A 14,742-nucleotide genomic window follows, 5' to 3' on the forward strand; every position below is an offset into this window, starting at 1 on the left:
AGAAGCGGTACTGGCTTTTCTTGAGAAGCAGGCCCAACAAGCCAGCCAGCAAAACAAGCTCACGGTCATGGTGCTGGACAATGCCAGCTTCCACAAAGCCAAGCTGATCCAGGCTCGGCTGGCAACCTGGCAAGCGCAAAACCTCTATCTACGCTTCTTGCCTCCCTACAGCCCTCAGCTCAACCTCATCGAGACCTTTTGGAGAAAGCTCAAAGCCTACCTTCTGCCCCGCCGCCATTACGCTAGCCTCTCCCACCTCAAGCAAGCCCTGTTGCAAGCCTTGGACCTACTGGGGGCTGTGGAGGTAAAAATCTAATGGGGAAATACTTAGCACACAGAAGAATGTCCAGTCAACTGCAACTGCGTAACTCCTATTTTGGTTTGAATGACTATCTTTTTGAATCCGGTATAAGTGACTGCCTCGGCCTTTCTCGCTGCGTCCAAATTGCGCAATAGGCTGGCAGGAACCTGGCAGCTTGTCGATAAAGCTAAAGCCGGCTTCAGGCTGGACAAATCGTCAAGGCTGCGTGTCCCACGCACCTCACCCGACTGGAGCGCAAGCACGCGGCGGGACCGCAGGTCGAGTGTAAGCAGGGCAGCTTTGCCCGCCAGCAAGTCGGTGAAGATGAAATCGTAGTTGTCCGGGCTGGGGTTGATGATCTGGATCAGACCGGCCATGACCAGCGGGTTCTGCTGTGTGGCCAGGCTGGCAATGCCAAGGGTATCGTCTCGAAATGCCAGGACGAAGAAACGGTAGGGGTCGTTGGTGAACACCCCGAGCGCAACCAGTTTGTCCAGGCCCCCGTACAGCTTGGAGCCCGCCGTCTGAGACCAGTCCACCAAGTACCCCTGCTGTGCCAGGACGTTTACAGCCCCCGCGACCTTTGGGTTGGCCTGGCGATCTGGGCCAGTCGCCGGGTATGGCTCTCGTTCAGCGGGATGGGCCTGGGCGGCTCGGGGGAGCTACATGACGATAGCAAGGACGAACCCGCGGCGAGCAATGCAAACCTTACAAATTCACGGCGCCTCATATGGTCAGGGTACCTCAACGCTGGAGGCGACAAAAACTTATGCAAATGCCGAGAGGATAACCGAACACCGCTAACACTTGCTTTACCGGCTTCTCACCCCAGCCCAATCCTGGCCCCTGTGCTTTGAGCAAAGGTTCACTCGAGGCCACCCTCTCACCGCTAGCGGCTAAGATAGGGGTATGAAACCATGGTTGAGCCTGGCCGTACTAGCCCTGGTTAGCTGTATTCCTGAGCCGAACCCGCAAGCCTACCAGGTCAGCGAGGTTCAGCTTCTGTTTGCTGAAAACACCGAGCGCTGGACCTACTTCTACGGCGAGCCTCAGGTGATCTGGCTGGGTGAGCGCCGCCTGGCCTTAAGCCAGGGTAAAAGCGAAAGCCCCCTAGCCCTCCCCGAGGCTTTGCTGGTCGAGGGGCAGGGCTTCTACCGTGAGATTGGCCCGGCTTTACCGCGGGTGGCCCAGACCACCCGCACCTTCCCTGGTTTTCAGTGGGTGGTTCGCAGCCAGCAGGCTATCCAAAAGGCCTGGGTCTTCGATGGGGGATGGGCTGACCTAGGCGGCCCCTTTGACCCCAACCGCACCCAGCAGACCACCCCACGCCCGGGAAGCCCCCGCCTGGCCGCTCTATCTGAGGCCGAAAACCGGGTGGTGTTGCAAGAAATCCTGAGCCGGCGAGCAGGCCGCCCAGTGGTAGTGTATGCGCTCGAGCCCCCCCTCCCCCCACAGCGCTTTGAACCAAGCCCCAGCCAGTACCGCTTGGCCGCGATAGCCGTGCAATATGGCCTCGAAACGGAGTTAGCCCTAATGCCCCCCAACCCCCAGCCCACCCCTCGCATCCTGGGCCAGGGCGCCCAGTCGGCCTACACTGCCCCCACCCCTGCGGCTTACCTAGCCCGCGACCCCAACCAGCTTCTGAGCCTGTGGCGTCTTGCCACTGGCTTGCAGCTGCCCCCACCCCCCACCCCCAGCGTTGACTTCAACCAGTCGCGGGTGGTGGCCTTCTTCTGGGGCCAAAAACCCACCGGTGGCTACGGCCTCCAACTGGTGAGCAGCCAGCTCGTAGGCGACACCCTGCGGGTCACACTGCGGCTGACCAGCCCCCCTGCTGGGGCTATCGTAACCCAGGCCCTGACCAGCCCTTTCCTACTCTTGGAGGTGCCGGGCCGCTTCAACCGGGTAGAGTTCACCGACACCAGCGGGCGGCTTCTGGCCAGCGCAGGCCCTTAACTAGGCGGTTCGTTCCCTGCGGCCCCGGAAGATCAGGCGAAAGGGCACCTCGAGCAGGTCTAGGTCCTGGCCGATGCGGTTGCGTAGGTAGTTCTCAAAGGCCCGGGTTATAAACTCGGGGTAGTTGCAGAAAATCACAAAGGTGGGCGGGGCCACCTCGGGCTGGGTCATAAAGAAAAGCTTGAGGGGCTTACCCTTGAAGTTGGGCAACTGGGTCTGGATGGTCCAGAGCGAAAGCCAGCGGTTGAGTTCGGCCGTCTCGAAGCGTATCCGGGCCTTCTGGTAAAGCCGTGCTGCCTCCGAGAGCAGCTTATGCAGGTTCTGCTTGGTCACCGAAGAAACATACACGATGGGCAGGTGCTGGATATGCGAGAGCTTGAGGGCCAGCTCGGCCCGCACCCGCTTGGCCTCTTCCTTGCTCTGGATCAGGTCCCACTTGGTGATGGTCACGATCACCGGCTTGCCCGCCTCCAGGGCCTCGTTGGCCAGCTTTAGCTCGTGGTCGCCCAGCTCGCGGGGGTCTACTACCAACAAGACCACATCGGCATCCAGAATGGCCTGATGGGCCCGTCCAATGGCCTGTTCTTCAACCCCGGTCTCGGGGCGTTTGCGGATGCCCGCCGTGTCGACCAGCAAGAACTTGCTCCCCCCGTAGTCGAACTCCACGTCGATGGTATCGCGGGTGGTGCCGGGAATTTCCGAGACGATGACCCGCTCCTCGCCCAGGATGGCATTCAGCAGGCTGGACTTGCCCGCGTTGGGCCGCCCCACAATGGCCAGACGGATGGGCACCACCTCGGGTTCGCTCTCGCCCTGGCGAATGGGTAGCATGGCCCAGATGCGCTCGAGCAGCTCGTCGAAGCCCCGCCCGTGGGCTGCACTGGTCGGGACGGGCTCGCCAAACCCCAGGGCGTAAAAATCGCCCAGATAGGCCTCGTGTTTGGGGTCGTCGATCTTGGTAGCTACCAGCAGCACCGGCTTGCCCTGCCGGCGTAAGAAATCGGCCACCTCGAGGTCGGCGGTGGCGATATCGCTACGGCCATCCACCGCAAACAGCACCAGGTCGGCATCCTGAATGGCCCGTTCCACTTTTTGTTTGATCTTCTTTTCCCACACATCACCCGACCACAGGCCGCCGGTATCCACCAGCTTGAAGCGGCCCTGCTCGCTTTCCACCATGCCCTCTTTGAGGTCGCGGGTGACCCCCGGCACATCGGCCACCACCGCGAACTGGCTCCCCACCCACCCCGCACTCTCGGGTGCCGCGCGCAGACCCAGCAGCCGGTTGAACAAGCTCGACTTGCCCACATTAGGGCGGCCCACTATCACCACTCGATACATGCCTTCCTCTCCAATACGCCTAGGAGTCCTCCAGGGTTGAACGCCAAAACAGCATCTTTGATGTTACCATGCGCTTTCATGAGGGTCTGCTTGTTGGTCGGTATGGGCCGCGGCCTTGGGCTGAGCCTGGCCCAACGCTTCGGTCGCGAGGGGTTCCGCTTGGCTTTGCTAGCCCGTAGCCAAGCGCAGCTACAAAACTACAGTGGGGCTCTGGAACTCGACGGGTACACCGCCCGGGCTTTCTGCGCTGATGCCGCCCATCCAACCCAGCTTATCTCGGCCATCCGGGAGGCCTTCCGCCAGCTTGGCCCCATCGAGGTGCTAATCTATAACGCCTATTCAGGCCAAGATGGCCCGGCCTCCACCCTGAGCCCGGAAGCCCTGGAAGCAACCCTTAGGGTCAACCTGTACGGCGCTTTGGTGGCAGCCCAGCAGGTGATTCCCAGCATGCGCGCCCGGCGGAAGGGAACCCTGCTCTTCACCGGGGACGGCCTAGCTCTAAACCCCCAACCCCACCAGGCGGCCCTCTCGATTGGCAAAGCCTCGCTGCGGGCCTTGGTAGGCTCGCTGAGCAAAGAGCTCTACCACGAGGACATCCATGTCGCTACCGTGACCATCGCAGGGCAGGTCAAACGCCATACCCCCTTCGACCCCGACCTGATCGCCGAAAAGTTCTGGGAGCTACACACTCAACCACCGGGCCACTGGAAGACCGAGGTGGTCTACCAAGGATAAAAGCCCTCCAGTCCCGATCCCCCTAAAAATAGGCGGCTAAACGCAGTCCATCTGACCGAACAACCTATACTTTTCGGTGTGAGTTCTGCGCCCAATGCCCTGACCCACCTGGTGGAATCGGCATCATTCAACCGCTTGGTGACAGGCGTAATCCTGTTCGCTGGGTTGCTGGTGGGCCTCGAGACCTACCCACCCCTGATGGAGCGCTACGGCCCCACCCTTCACCTTTTCAACAACCTCGTGCTGGCCATTTTTGCCCTCGAGGTGGTGCTGCGCATGGGGGCCCTCTGGCCCCGCCCACTGCACTATTTTCGTAGTGGCTGGAACGTTTTCGACTTTCTGATTGTGCTGGGCAGTCTGCTACCGGGGCTGGGGGCCTATGCTCCAGCCATGCGGCTGTTGCGCTTGCTTAGGGTGCTGCGCCTGATCCGCACCCTGCCCGACCTTCAGATTATTCTGGGTGCCCTGCTGCGCAGCATCCCCTCCATCGGCTACGTGCTGTTGCTTATGCTGTTGCTGCTGTATGTCTACGCGGTGGCCGGGGTGTTCTTGTTTGGCCCCAATGACCCCTTCCACTTCGGCAACCTGCACACCGCCCTGCTGACCCTGTTCAGCATCCTGACCCTGGAAGGCTGGGTGGATGTGCTGCGCATTCAGTATTTCGGCTGCGACCGCTTCGAACTGCCCGACCCCGCCCTGTGCAGCCAGCCCCAGGCCCAGCCCCTGCTGGCGGTGGGGTACATGGTCTCGTTTGTGCTGCTGGGCACGCTGGTTTTCCTGAATCTGCTGGTGGGCATTGTGGTGAACAGCATGGACGAGATGCGCAAAAGCCTGCAGGCTGCCCAAAACCCGCACGCTAGCGAGATGGAGCAGAAGCTGCAAGAGGCTCAGGCCAGGCTGAATGAGGCGCTGCGCTTGCTCCAATCGCTGGAACCTAAGCGCTAGGCACTTCCCATACCCACCTCGTCACCGCCTGGGGAGGGTGGTCCGGCTCCCTCGAGGCCCTCTCCCGACACACGCACGGCGAAACCCGACAGCCACAGGGCCTGCTGGAGCGCCGCCTGAGCCCCGGCTCCCCCCGCCAGCACCTGCTCGGCCAGGCTCCGCGGGTCGTCGGCAGGGGGCTTGTTGCCCGGCCCGCCGCACGAGCCCAGCAGAGCCCAAAGAACGGCCACGAACATCCACCGAGCGACTCCGTGAGGTTTGCCTCCCATACTCATTCCCCGCCTCGAGGCCACCCCACGTCCCGCTGCTACTCCCGGTAATAGACGTCGAGCGTTCCATCAGGAAGCAGCATCACCAGCCGAACGTCGCCCACGTAGGGATCCTTCTCGACCCTCCACGGGAACGACCTGGGGCGGCCAGCCTTGGGGGCGATCGTCAACCGGTTCGCCTCGGCAGTAAACATTCCTTCCTCACCTCACTAGGACGTTCTGCTGCAGGCTCCCCGTATTTCGCGACGTGAACACGAACTCGTACGAGCCATCTGGCTTGAAGTGATAGCGCTTCCTCGAGGTGAAGGCGGGCCCGGTATCGTCCTGAACCCACACGCCCAATAGAGCCGTAGCCATCACCGACCTCCCCGAGGGGCTCGTCACAGGTCTGGCGTCTTTCCTGGAGGCCGGAAACTCCAAACGGGCCCGGTGGTGCCCTTCGAGCCCTCCACCTGCGCTCGAGCGGGCGCAGGGTCGAGAAGCGCTCCGCCCACGATAGACAACCCGATAAGCAGGAACCGCCAGACGTGCCGGTGGTCAAGCATGAGGTAAGGGTACGAAAGGGTGGATGACCGGAGGATGACCCGTCAAGGCTGGGGGTACCAGGCTCAGAAGGGCCCCTCCTGAGGATTCCAGGCCAGACCGCCCTCGAACCCCCGGCCGTCGGCGCCTGTGATAGCTCCATGGAGTACAATAGCCCTATCGGCTTATGGACAAGGGCTCGAGTCCAGGCTCCTTGGTGCCCTCCAGGGTGAGCGAGCGCTTCAAGCCCATACTCGCCCGGTGGGCGGGGCTGGCTTTGGGCCTGTGGGGAGAGGCGGGCATCGGCAAGAGCTATACCGCGCGCGAGTTGCTGCAACAGACACCCTGCCGCAGCTTCAGCCTGCACGCTACTGTCTCGCTACCTGCCCTGGTGCAGCAGCTAGGGGAACCTCCCCACACCGCCCCGTTCCCGTTGTGGGCCCAGACGCTGCTGGAACGCCTTGGGTGCGGTGAGCCCTTGGGAAGCGAGAAGGCGGCCTCGGCCCTGAGCGCCCTGCTGGCGGCGCTGGCTCCGGTGATTTTGCACCTGGAGGACCTGCATGAGGCCCCCGCCGAGCGCCTCGAGCTTGTGCGGGAGCTGGCCCGCATGGTCTCGCGCACCAGGGGAACGGCCCTGCTGGTGACGAGCCGGGTCCTGCCACCCGAGCCCTTCCAGGCTTTGCGCATAGAACCCCTGTCCTTCGAGACTTCGAGAAGCCTGCTCGAGGCCGAACTGAGATCGGGCCTTCCCAAGGAAGCCGTCACGTGGATCTACGAGCAAGCCCAGGGAAATCCGCTATTCACCCTGGAGTACCTCCGCCATCTGGCCCGCCAGGGGTTTTTGTGGAATGACGGTAGCTGCTGGCACTGGCGCGCACCCCTCAAGGGCGAAACGCCGCTGACGGTGGAGGCCCTCATCGAACAGGCCTTGAAGGAGGCGGCCAGGGGCGGCCTCGAGGCCATCATTGCGGCCAAGGCCGTGCTGCCTTTGGGGGTTGAAGAGGCCTTCTGGGCCCAGGTCGCGGGGGTTTCGCCGGAGACCCTGGAGCGCGAGAAGGGCCGCCTCGAAGCAGCCGGCGTGCTGCGAAACGGGGAGTTTGTCCACCCGCTCTACCGCGAGGTCAGCCTGCACCTCCTGCCCCCGCCGCACCGCCAGGAGCTGGCCCGCAGGGCGCTCGAGGCCCTGCAACCCCACGACCCCGAGGGGGCGGCCGCGTACATCGAGGAGGCGGGGCTGGAAAGGGAGGAGGCGCTGGAGCTGCTGGGCCGGGCCGCCGAGCACGCGCGGCAGGCCGGGAATGAGGTCCAGGCGGCGCGCTGGGGGGCGCGGGCAGCGGGCTATGCGCGGGGCGAGGAGCAGGGGCGGATGGCCCTGGAAGCCGCCCAGGTGCTTCAGCACCACGACCTCCCCGAGGCCGCCCGCCTGGTCCGGCTGGCCCTGCCGACCCCGGCGGCCACGGCCGAGACGGTGCGCTTCTACGCCCACCTGCTGGCGCGGCAGGGGCACCCCCCCGACCTCGAGGCCCTGCTCGAGGGCCTCCCCCCCAAGCTGCGCGAGGCGGTAGATCTCCCCTCGTTGGCCGTCACCACCTACAACATCGCCGGAAACAACGCCAAGGCCCTCGAGGTCTGGCTGGCCCACCCGCGGCTGCACGCCGACCCCTCGCCCGATCTCCTGCGCGCGGCGGCGGCTTCGGCGTTGGCGACGGGCCAGATGGAGATGGCCGAGTCCCTGACGGCCCGGGGCATCGCCACCGCGGACCCGGCCCTGCGCTGCGAGTTCTTGTCCATCCAGGCCCTGACCCACTACCACCGGGGGGAGTATGCGGCGGCCGAGGCCACCCTGGCGCAGGCCCTGGAGATCCTCGGCACCCTCGACGCGCCGCGCCTGCGGGGCACCGTGCTGGTCAACCGGGCGGCTTTCCTGCGGATGCTGGGGCGTTACGACGAGATGGGCCGCTGCCTCGAGGAGGCCCTGCAGATCCGGCGCCAGGCCGGCGACGCCAAGGCCTACGCCTTCGCCCTGGCCGCCCTGGCCGAGCTTTTGGTCGAGCAGGGGCGCTACGGGGCGGCCGAGGAGGCCGTGCTCGAGGCCATCGCTACGCTCGAGCTCTACGGCCCCAGCCGCTTCCTGGCCAACGCGCACTCCATCGCGAGCCTGCTGTACCGTTCCCAGGACACCCCCATCGCCCGGCTCCTCGCCCTCAAGCACGCCGACCTCGCGCTGGGCTACGCCCGCCAGCTCGGCAGCCCCCGGGTGGTGCGGGAGCTGCTCTTCGACGCCTCGCTCGCCAGCACCGGCGCCGGCCAGCCCGAGCGGGGGCTGGCCCTGGCCGCCGAAGCCGAAGGGCTGGCCGGGGCGGCGGGGGACTCGCCCCACGACAACTTCCGCACCCGCTGGGCTAAGGGCCTGGCCCTGGAAGCCCTGGGCGAGCGCGGCGCGGCCGTACAGGCCCTGCGCGAGGCCCTCGAGGGGGCGGGCCAGCTCGACGTGGCGATCGACGAGCACAAGCTCGGCCTCGAGCTCGACCGGCTCACCGGCGACGTGGAGAGCGCCCGCCGGCGGCTGGGGTGGTTCGAGGGGCACGGCCTCACGAACGGGGCCAACCTGGCCCGCCGCTACTTCCCCCAGCTCGCCGAGGCCGCCCCCGAGACCCCGCCCGCCGCCCTGCGCCTGGAGTTGCTGGGATCGATGCAGTTCGCCGGAGCGCCCGTGCGCGGCCATAAGCGCCAGGAGCTGCTGGCGCTCTTGCTCGAGGCCCGCGTCGCCGGGCGGGGCGAGGTGGGCAGGCTCGAGCTCCTCGACGCGCTCTACCCCAGCGAGGATGAGGAGAGAGCCGCCTCTGCGCTCAAGGAGCTGATCCACAGCGTGCGCTCGCGCTGGGGGGCTTCGGTGGTCGTCACCACCCCTACCGGCTACGCCCTGGGGGCCACGGTCGGCTCCGACCTGGAGGAGTTCTTGCGCACCGGCGACACCCGGCTGTGGCGCGGGGCCTACCTCGAGGGCCTCGCCTCCTTCAACGAGACCGTGCGCGAGTCGGCCCACCTGGCCCTGCGCGCGCGGGCCGGGGCGCTGCTGGAGGCCGACCCCAAGGAAGCGGCCCGCCTGGGGCGCCTGCTGCTCGAGGCCGACCCCTACGACCTCGAGGCGCTGAGGCTCACGCTCGAGGCCCTGCGTCGCACGGGGAACCACCGGAGCCTGAACCGGCTGTACGAGGAAGCCAGGGCGAGGGTGCTCGAGGTCGGGGAGGCCTTGCCGGAGCGCTGGCCGGACTTCCTCACCCCGGCTTGAGCAGGTTCCGGCAAAACCTGCCCCATTTATGACCACGATCTGACCGGTCCGGTGACACCCTGGTGCAGAGGGGGTGGAGGAGCAGGGGTTTTTACCGCATTTGCCTGCGCTGCGGCGGTGGGGCGTGCCTGCCCCCCTGCCAACACGCCCGGCGGGGGCAGCGTCACGGAGGGAAACTCGCCACGCCCAGCTTCAAGGAGGCAATATGTCCAGGTTGTGGTTTCTAGTCCTTGGCTTCCTGTTAATCCTGGCCCTCACCGCTTGTCCTAGCGGGGGAGGTTCGACGCCTACTCTAAAGGTCACCCCGCCCTCGGCTACCGTCACCGCCGGGGGGGCGGCCATCCCCTTCTCCGCGACCCTGACGGGGGCCTCGGGGACCATCCATTGGAGCCTGAGCCCTGCCAGCGGGAGCGGAACCCTATCCGCCAGTAGCGGCCCCACCGTGCAATACACCCCGCCTGCCAGTGTGAGCGCTCAGACCAGCGTTACCCTGGCCGCCACCTCGGGTAGCCTTAGCGCCTCGGCAAGCATCACCATCAACCCCGCCCCCGGCCCGGCCTTTAGCGTGGTGGAGACCATCGCAGGCCAGACCGGGGTGCGTGGTGGTGCCGACGGCCCTGGCGCTTCGGCCACCTTCAACTACCCCTACGGGGTGGCGGTCACCAAGGCTGCCGGAGCCACCGGCAACGAGGTGATCGTGTACATCGCGGGCCTCAACGACAGCATCCGCTATGCCCAGGTGGGCTACGCAGGCAACCCGGTGGGCACGGCTATCGGAAAGGGTACGAGCGGTAGCGTAGACGGCGACGCCAACACCGCCCTGGTGCGAGCCCCAAAAGGCATTGCCATCGGCTACGATTCGCCCGCCTACGAAGCCTACGCCTACTGGACCGAAGACGACTCTTGTGTAGTGCGCAAGCTCACCGCCTACCCGCTTAACGGGAACCGCAAAGCCGTCACGGTGGCGGGCAAAGCCTATACCTGCGGAGCTGCCGATGGCACGGGGGCGGCAGCCCGGTTCAACCGACCTCGAGGTGTCGTGGTCAACACCCGCACCGGCGAGGTCTTCGTGGCGGACACCTCTAACTACACCATCCGGCGCATCTACGGCGACAGCGTGAGCACCATTGCGGGGCTGGCGGGTCAGCCCGGCAGCGCCGATGGCCCCGGTGCCACTGCACGGTTCTCCAACCCTACAGGGCTGGCCCTGAACCGCCAGGGAGACCTCTTGGTAGCCGACGGCTCCAGCGTGCGCAAGATCACCGCCGGGGTGGTGAGCACCCTTGCCGGAAAGCCGGGCGAGCCCGGCTACAAGGACGGCCCCGGCAGCGAGGCCCGCTTCAACGGGGCTTCGGGCATCGCCGTGGACGAGGTAGGCAACGTCTACGTCTCGGAGACCGGCAACCATACCATCCGCAAGATCACCCCGGAGGGCGTGGTGAGCACCGTGGCCGGGGTGGCGGGCGTGACCGGAGCCGACGACGGCAGCCTGAGCGTAGCAACCTTCAACACCCCCACCGGGCTGGCCTACTACAACAAACAGCTCTTCGTAGCCGACACCTACAACCAGACCATCCGCCGTATTCGCTAAAGCCCCCAGCGGCAAAAACCACCCCCCGGTCCGTACATCCAGCTCGCAGGAGGAACCATGCTTGGCTCAAAACTCCGCAGCCTCACAATCATCGCTGCCGCCGGTCTCGCACTGGCCGCAGGCACGACCTATAGCATCGTGGTCAACGGGCAAGTGGCCACCGATAAGGCCATCGTGGTGAACGGCAAGACCTATGTGCCGCTCTCGGTGCTCAAGGAGCTGGGGGTGGCCTACAGCCTCAAGGGCAACACCCTGACCCTCGGCAAGGCCGCCGCCAACCAGACCCCCGGCGGGGCCGAGCAGCGGGCAAGCCTCGAGGGCTGCCTGGGCGAGACCCTCTTCAACGGCGTCTGGCGCTTTAAGGTCACGAAGGTCGAGCCCATCGTGAAGGATGCCGGGACGCCCATCGAGACCCCCGGCTGGGGCGTGACGGTGGAGCTGCGCAGCGGGGCTAAGGCGAACGTCCAGCCGGTCTTCACCGGCGCCCGCGACCAGGGCATCCAGATCGCCTTCGCCGACGCACAGACCCTCACCGCCGACGCCCTGGACGTGCAGAAGCTCACCTACGCCAACCTCCCGCCGGGCGGGGTCGTCACCCACCAGCTCAAGTTCTGGTACGCCTACGACACCCCCAAAGAGCAGATCCGGCCACCCGCCAAGCTGCTGTTCGAGATCAACCCCAAAGGCTTCGAGAACAGCATCCGGGCCAGCGGGGCGGGCTACACCACCCCTACCCCCAGCTTCCGGGTGCGGCTCGACTGCCAGAAGTAGGACCGGCAAAACCCGCCCCATTTATGACCGTCATCTGACCAGCCTGGCGGCAATCTCGAGCAAAGGGGGGTAGACGTGTGGAAGACGATCCGGGGATTTTTTATCGCATCTGCCCACGCTGTGCCCGTGCGGTTGCGATGAGCTCGAGCGAGCGCTACTGCATCAACGACGGCGTGCGCATGCTCGAGGCCTGTCCCGGTTGCGGGGCCCGGATCACCTCGCCCTACGCCCGCTTTTGCGGAAGGTGCGGGCGGGAATTCCGCCTCGAAGCCCGGGCGTTTGAGGACAAGGCAAGGCAAGGAGGATTGGGATGAGGCATTGGTTCGTGAGCGTATTGGTGTTGGCGGGCCTGCTCGGGGCGTGCGGCCCCAGGGACTCGGGCGGCGGTAACTCGGTGGTGATCAAGGCCGCCGAGGGCGGGGTGGTCGAAGCGGGCGGGGCTAAGCTCACGATCCCGCCGGGGGTGCTGAGCCGGGACAGCCGGGTGAGCCTCGAGCTCAAGGCCAAGCCCAGCGAGCCCCAGGACAACCCCCTCAAGGCGGCCGGGCCGCAGGTGGGCCTCGACCTCGGCGGGGCCAGCCTCAACGCCCCGGCCACGCTCGAGCTGCCCACCGACCCCGGCAGCCCCGAGGGCAGCGTGGTGGTGCTGGAGACCGTCGCCGACCCCGAGCCGGACGGCCCCCGCCTGTGGGTGCACGCGGCCACGCCGGTAGGCGCCGGCGCGGCGGGGGTTTCGGGGCAGACGGTGCCCGCCAAGGTGGCCTACGCGGTGCGCCGGGTGGGGCTGTACACCGCCTACGTGGTGCCCAAGCCCAAGCCCCAGGAGGGGGGCGTGCGCTCGCTGCAGGTGCCCTTCTACTACCAGGCGGGCCTGCCGTGGTGCACCCCGACCTCGCTTTCGATGGTGATCAACTACCACCGGCCGCAGCCGGCCCTGGCCGCCAACCCCAAGTCCCCCGGGGGCTTCGCCAGCAACTACGGCCTGGCCAGCCTGATCAAGCAGTCGCCCAGCAGCGGCGCGGGCGCGGGGAGCATCCTCAAGGCCGCCGGGATCCCCGAGAGCGCTTACAGCTACCTGCGCTGGGACGCCGAGCTCATCCCCAGCGACAACACCTCCGGCGGCTCCAACGCCTTCACCGCCTACGTCGCCATCGCGACCACCGGCTTCTTCGGCCTCTTCCCGGCCAAGCCGGTGTGGACCGCCTCCGACCGCCTGTGGCACGCCTTCGTCCTCACCGGGGTGACCGCCGACGGCGTCTACATCGCCGACTCCAACGCCCGCCCCAACAGCGACTGGAATGGCACCCACCCCTCCATGACCTGGAAGGCCTTCCGCGAAGCCAACTGCACGCTCAAAGACCCGAGCGATCCCTCCAAGGGCTGTGCCGACTCGGGCGACGCGGCCCAGCCCGACCTCTACACCCTGATCTTCTACAGTGCCCCCAAGCCCGAGAGCGAGCGGCGCGGCTCCATCGAGCTCTCCCACGGTGACACCCTCTACTTCGGCGGCGTGGGCATCCCCTACCCGGCCTCACTCATCTTCCGCAACCCGAGCGGCCAGGAGATCTCGCGCTGGAAGTGGGACGGAACCTACCCCAACGGCTACTACTACAGCGACGAGGCCACCACCCTCCCCACCTTCCCCTACGGCCACAACCTGGTGCAAGACAACGAGTTCCGCTACCTCATCTACCGCTCCAGCCGCATGGCGGTGAGCTTCAACGTGGTCAACGTGACCAACGTGGCGCTGGGCTTCGAGATCGAGGCCAGGCTCTACGTGAGTGGGAGCCTGAAGGCCCAGAAGTTCGCCAACGTGAGCGTGGAGGCTTACAACCTCGAGCCCGTGAACCTCGACTTCGGCAACCTGGCGGGCGTGGTGGGGACAATAGGCGGGCCCACCCCGGCACGGCTGGAGCTCAAGCTGCGCCAGGGCGGCACCTTGCAGGACGTCAAACACATCGCCTTCAAGCTGGCCCCCGACCCCACTGACCTGCCCAAGGTGCGCATCCTGGTGCCCAGTGTCCCCACCACCTTGCTCAAGGGCGAGCCCTTCACCTTCCGGGGCGAGGGCTTCGACGCCCACACCCTGCCCGATGGTCGCGCCCGCCTGGCCTGGTTCGAGGGCGCTAGCCCCCTGGGCGACGGCGCCCAGTACACCCTCACCCCCACCGCCGCCGGCTCGCGCACCCTGACCCTGGTGGCCACCGGCGAGTACGGCCTGCAAGCCGCCACCTCGGCCACCGTCAACGTCATCGACCCTACCCGCACCCCTGGCGAGATCGTGATCGTGGAGCCGAAGAACGGCGCCGAGTACTGGAGCCCCGACACCAACCAGCCCATGGTCGACGTGCCGCTGGTGGGTTACGCCACCTACTCCAACGGCGCGGCGGTGCCCGGCGAGCGGCTGGTGTGGAGCGCCCAGGCCCAGGGCGGCACCGAGGTGGAGGTGGGGCGGGGCTCGAGCCTCAACGTGCGCCTGGTGGGCGGCCGCAACTACAAGCTGCCCTACACCATCCGCCTCACCGTGCTCAGCGACAGCGGGCAGCCCATCGGCAGCAAGACCGTGACCATCACCGCCGGCTACACCTACGTCGGCTAGGGAGGGAAGAGGCCATGACCCGCACCTGGATCGTTCTCCTGGGCCTGCTGCTGGCGGCCTGCAACACCAGCACCCCGGCCGGCCCGCCCAAGATCAACGGCTTCACCGCCACGCCCGCCAGCCTGCCCAGCGGCGGAGGAAGCGTGACGCTGGAGTGGGACGTCACCGGCGCGAGCAGCCTCGACATCAGCGGGGTGGGCAGCGTGACCCCCGCCGACAGGGGCAGCAAGACCGTCAACGTGACCGCCAGCCGGACCTTCACCCTCACCGCGACCAACAGTGCCGGGAGCGTGAGCAAGGACGCCTCGGTGACGGTGGCCCCCGCGCCTTCCATCAGCGTCACGCCCGCCTCGAGCGCCTTCGTGGCCGGCGACCCCGGCGGCAGCTTCGACGCGGTGGTGACGGGCTCGAGCGCCGCGG

12 protein-coding genes are annotated in these 14,742 nt (G+C 66.5%); 9 read left to right on the plus strand and 3 right to left on the minus strand.

Annotated features, from left to right (window positions below):
- On the plus strand, positions 1 to 316 hold a 316-nt coding region (locus tag G552_RS0103375), incomplete at its 5' end, for a transposase (RefSeq protein ID WP_027881743.1).
- A gap of 11 nt (positions 317 to 327) precedes the next feature.
- Here the strand turns inward: G552_RS0103375 and G552_RS0103380 are convergent.
- Positions 328 to 840: a hypothetical protein gene (locus G552_RS0103380; RefSeq protein ID WP_027881744.1), complete on the minus strand. Its 513-nt coding sequence runs from the start codon at positions 838 to 840 to the stop codon at positions 328 to 330.
- 370 nt (positions 841 to 1,210) lie between these two features.
- On the opposite strand from G552_RS0103380, the gene G552_RS0103385 reads away from it, so the two are divergent.
- Positions 1,211 to 2,257, plus strand: coding sequence for a protease complex subunit PrcB family protein (locus tag G552_RS0103385; protein ID WP_027881745.1), 1,047 nt, complete (start codon positions 1,211 to 1,213; stop codon positions 2,255 to 2,257).
- Here G552_RS0103385 and der read toward each other — a convergent pair whose 3' ends face one another.
- A complete protein-coding gene (gene der, locus G552_RS0103390; RefSeq protein ID WP_027881746.1) occupies positions 2,258 to 3,598 on the minus strand; it encodes a ribosome biogenesis GTPase Der in 1,341 nt (446 codons plus the stop codon).
- A 78-nt stretch (positions 3,599 to 3,676) separates the two neighbouring features.
- Between der and G552_RS0103395 the strand changes: the two genes are divergently transcribed.
- Both G552_RS0103395 and G552_RS0103400 read left to right on the plus strand, forming a co-directional pair.
- Positions 3,677 to 4,333 (plus strand): SDR family NAD(P)-dependent oxidoreductase, encoded by a 657-nt coding sequence (locus G552_RS0103395; RefSeq protein WP_027881747.1) that lies wholly within the window; start codon positions 3,677 to 3,679, stop codon positions 4,331 to 4,333.
- A gap of 78 nt (positions 4,334 to 4,411) precedes the next feature.
- Complete coding sequence (locus G552_RS0103400) at positions 4,412 to 5,278, plus strand: ion transporter (protein WP_027881748.1); 867 nt, start codon at positions 4,412 to 4,414, stop codon at positions 5,276 to 5,278.
- Here the strand turns inward: G552_RS0103400 and G552_RS0103405 are convergent.
- Positions 5,275 to 5,508, minus strand: coding sequence for a hypothetical protein (locus G552_RS0103405; protein WP_156890666.1), 234 nt, complete (start codon positions 5,506 to 5,508; stop codon positions 5,275 to 5,277). The genes G552_RS0103400 and G552_RS0103405 overlap by 4 nt on opposite strands.
- A 748-nt stretch (positions 5,509 to 6,256) precedes the next feature.
- Between G552_RS0103405 and G552_RS0103420 the strand changes: the two genes are divergently transcribed.
- From G552_RS0103420 to G552_RS0103440, 5 genes are all read left to right on the plus strand, one after another.
- On the plus strand, positions 6,257 to 9,361 hold the full coding sequence (locus G552_RS0103420) for an AAA family ATPase (protein ID WP_027881751.1): 3,105 nt from the start codon (positions 6,257 to 6,259) through the stop codon (positions 9,359 to 9,361).
- Positions 9,362 to 9,566: 205 nt separating this feature from the next.
- On the plus strand, positions 9,567 to 10,952 hold the full coding sequence (locus G552_RS15800) for an alkaline phosphatase PhoX (RefSeq protein WP_084640360.1): 1,386 nt from the start codon (positions 9,567 to 9,569) through the stop codon (positions 10,950 to 10,952).
- Positions 10,953 to 11,009: 57 nt separating this feature from the next.
- Complete coding sequence (locus G552_RS0103435; protein WP_051195663.1) at positions 11,010 to 11,723, plus strand: hypothetical protein; 714 nt, start codon at positions 11,010 to 11,012, stop codon at positions 11,721 to 11,723.
- A gap of 77 nt (positions 11,724 to 11,800) precedes the next feature.
- Positions 11,801 to 12,037, plus strand: a complete 237-nt coding sequence (locus tag G552_RS16205) for a double zinc ribbon domain-containing protein (RefSeq protein WP_156890667.1) — start codon at positions 11,801 to 11,803, stop codon at positions 12,035 to 12,037.
- Positions 12,034 to 14,322 (plus strand): cysteine peptidase family C39 domain-containing protein, encoded by a 2,289-nt coding sequence (locus tag G552_RS0103440; protein WP_156890668.1) that lies wholly within the window; start codon positions 12,034 to 12,036, stop codon positions 14,320 to 14,322. Before G552_RS16205 ends, G552_RS0103440 begins: the two co-directional genes overlap by 4 nt.
- Positions 14,323 to 14,742: the final 420 nt, after the last annotated feature.

It is taken from the genome of Meiothermus rufus DSM 22234, assembly GCF_000423425.1.
In the GTDB taxonomy this organism is placed as follows: Bacteria; Deinococcota; Deinococci; order Deinococcales; family Thermaceae; genus Meiothermus; species Meiothermus rufus.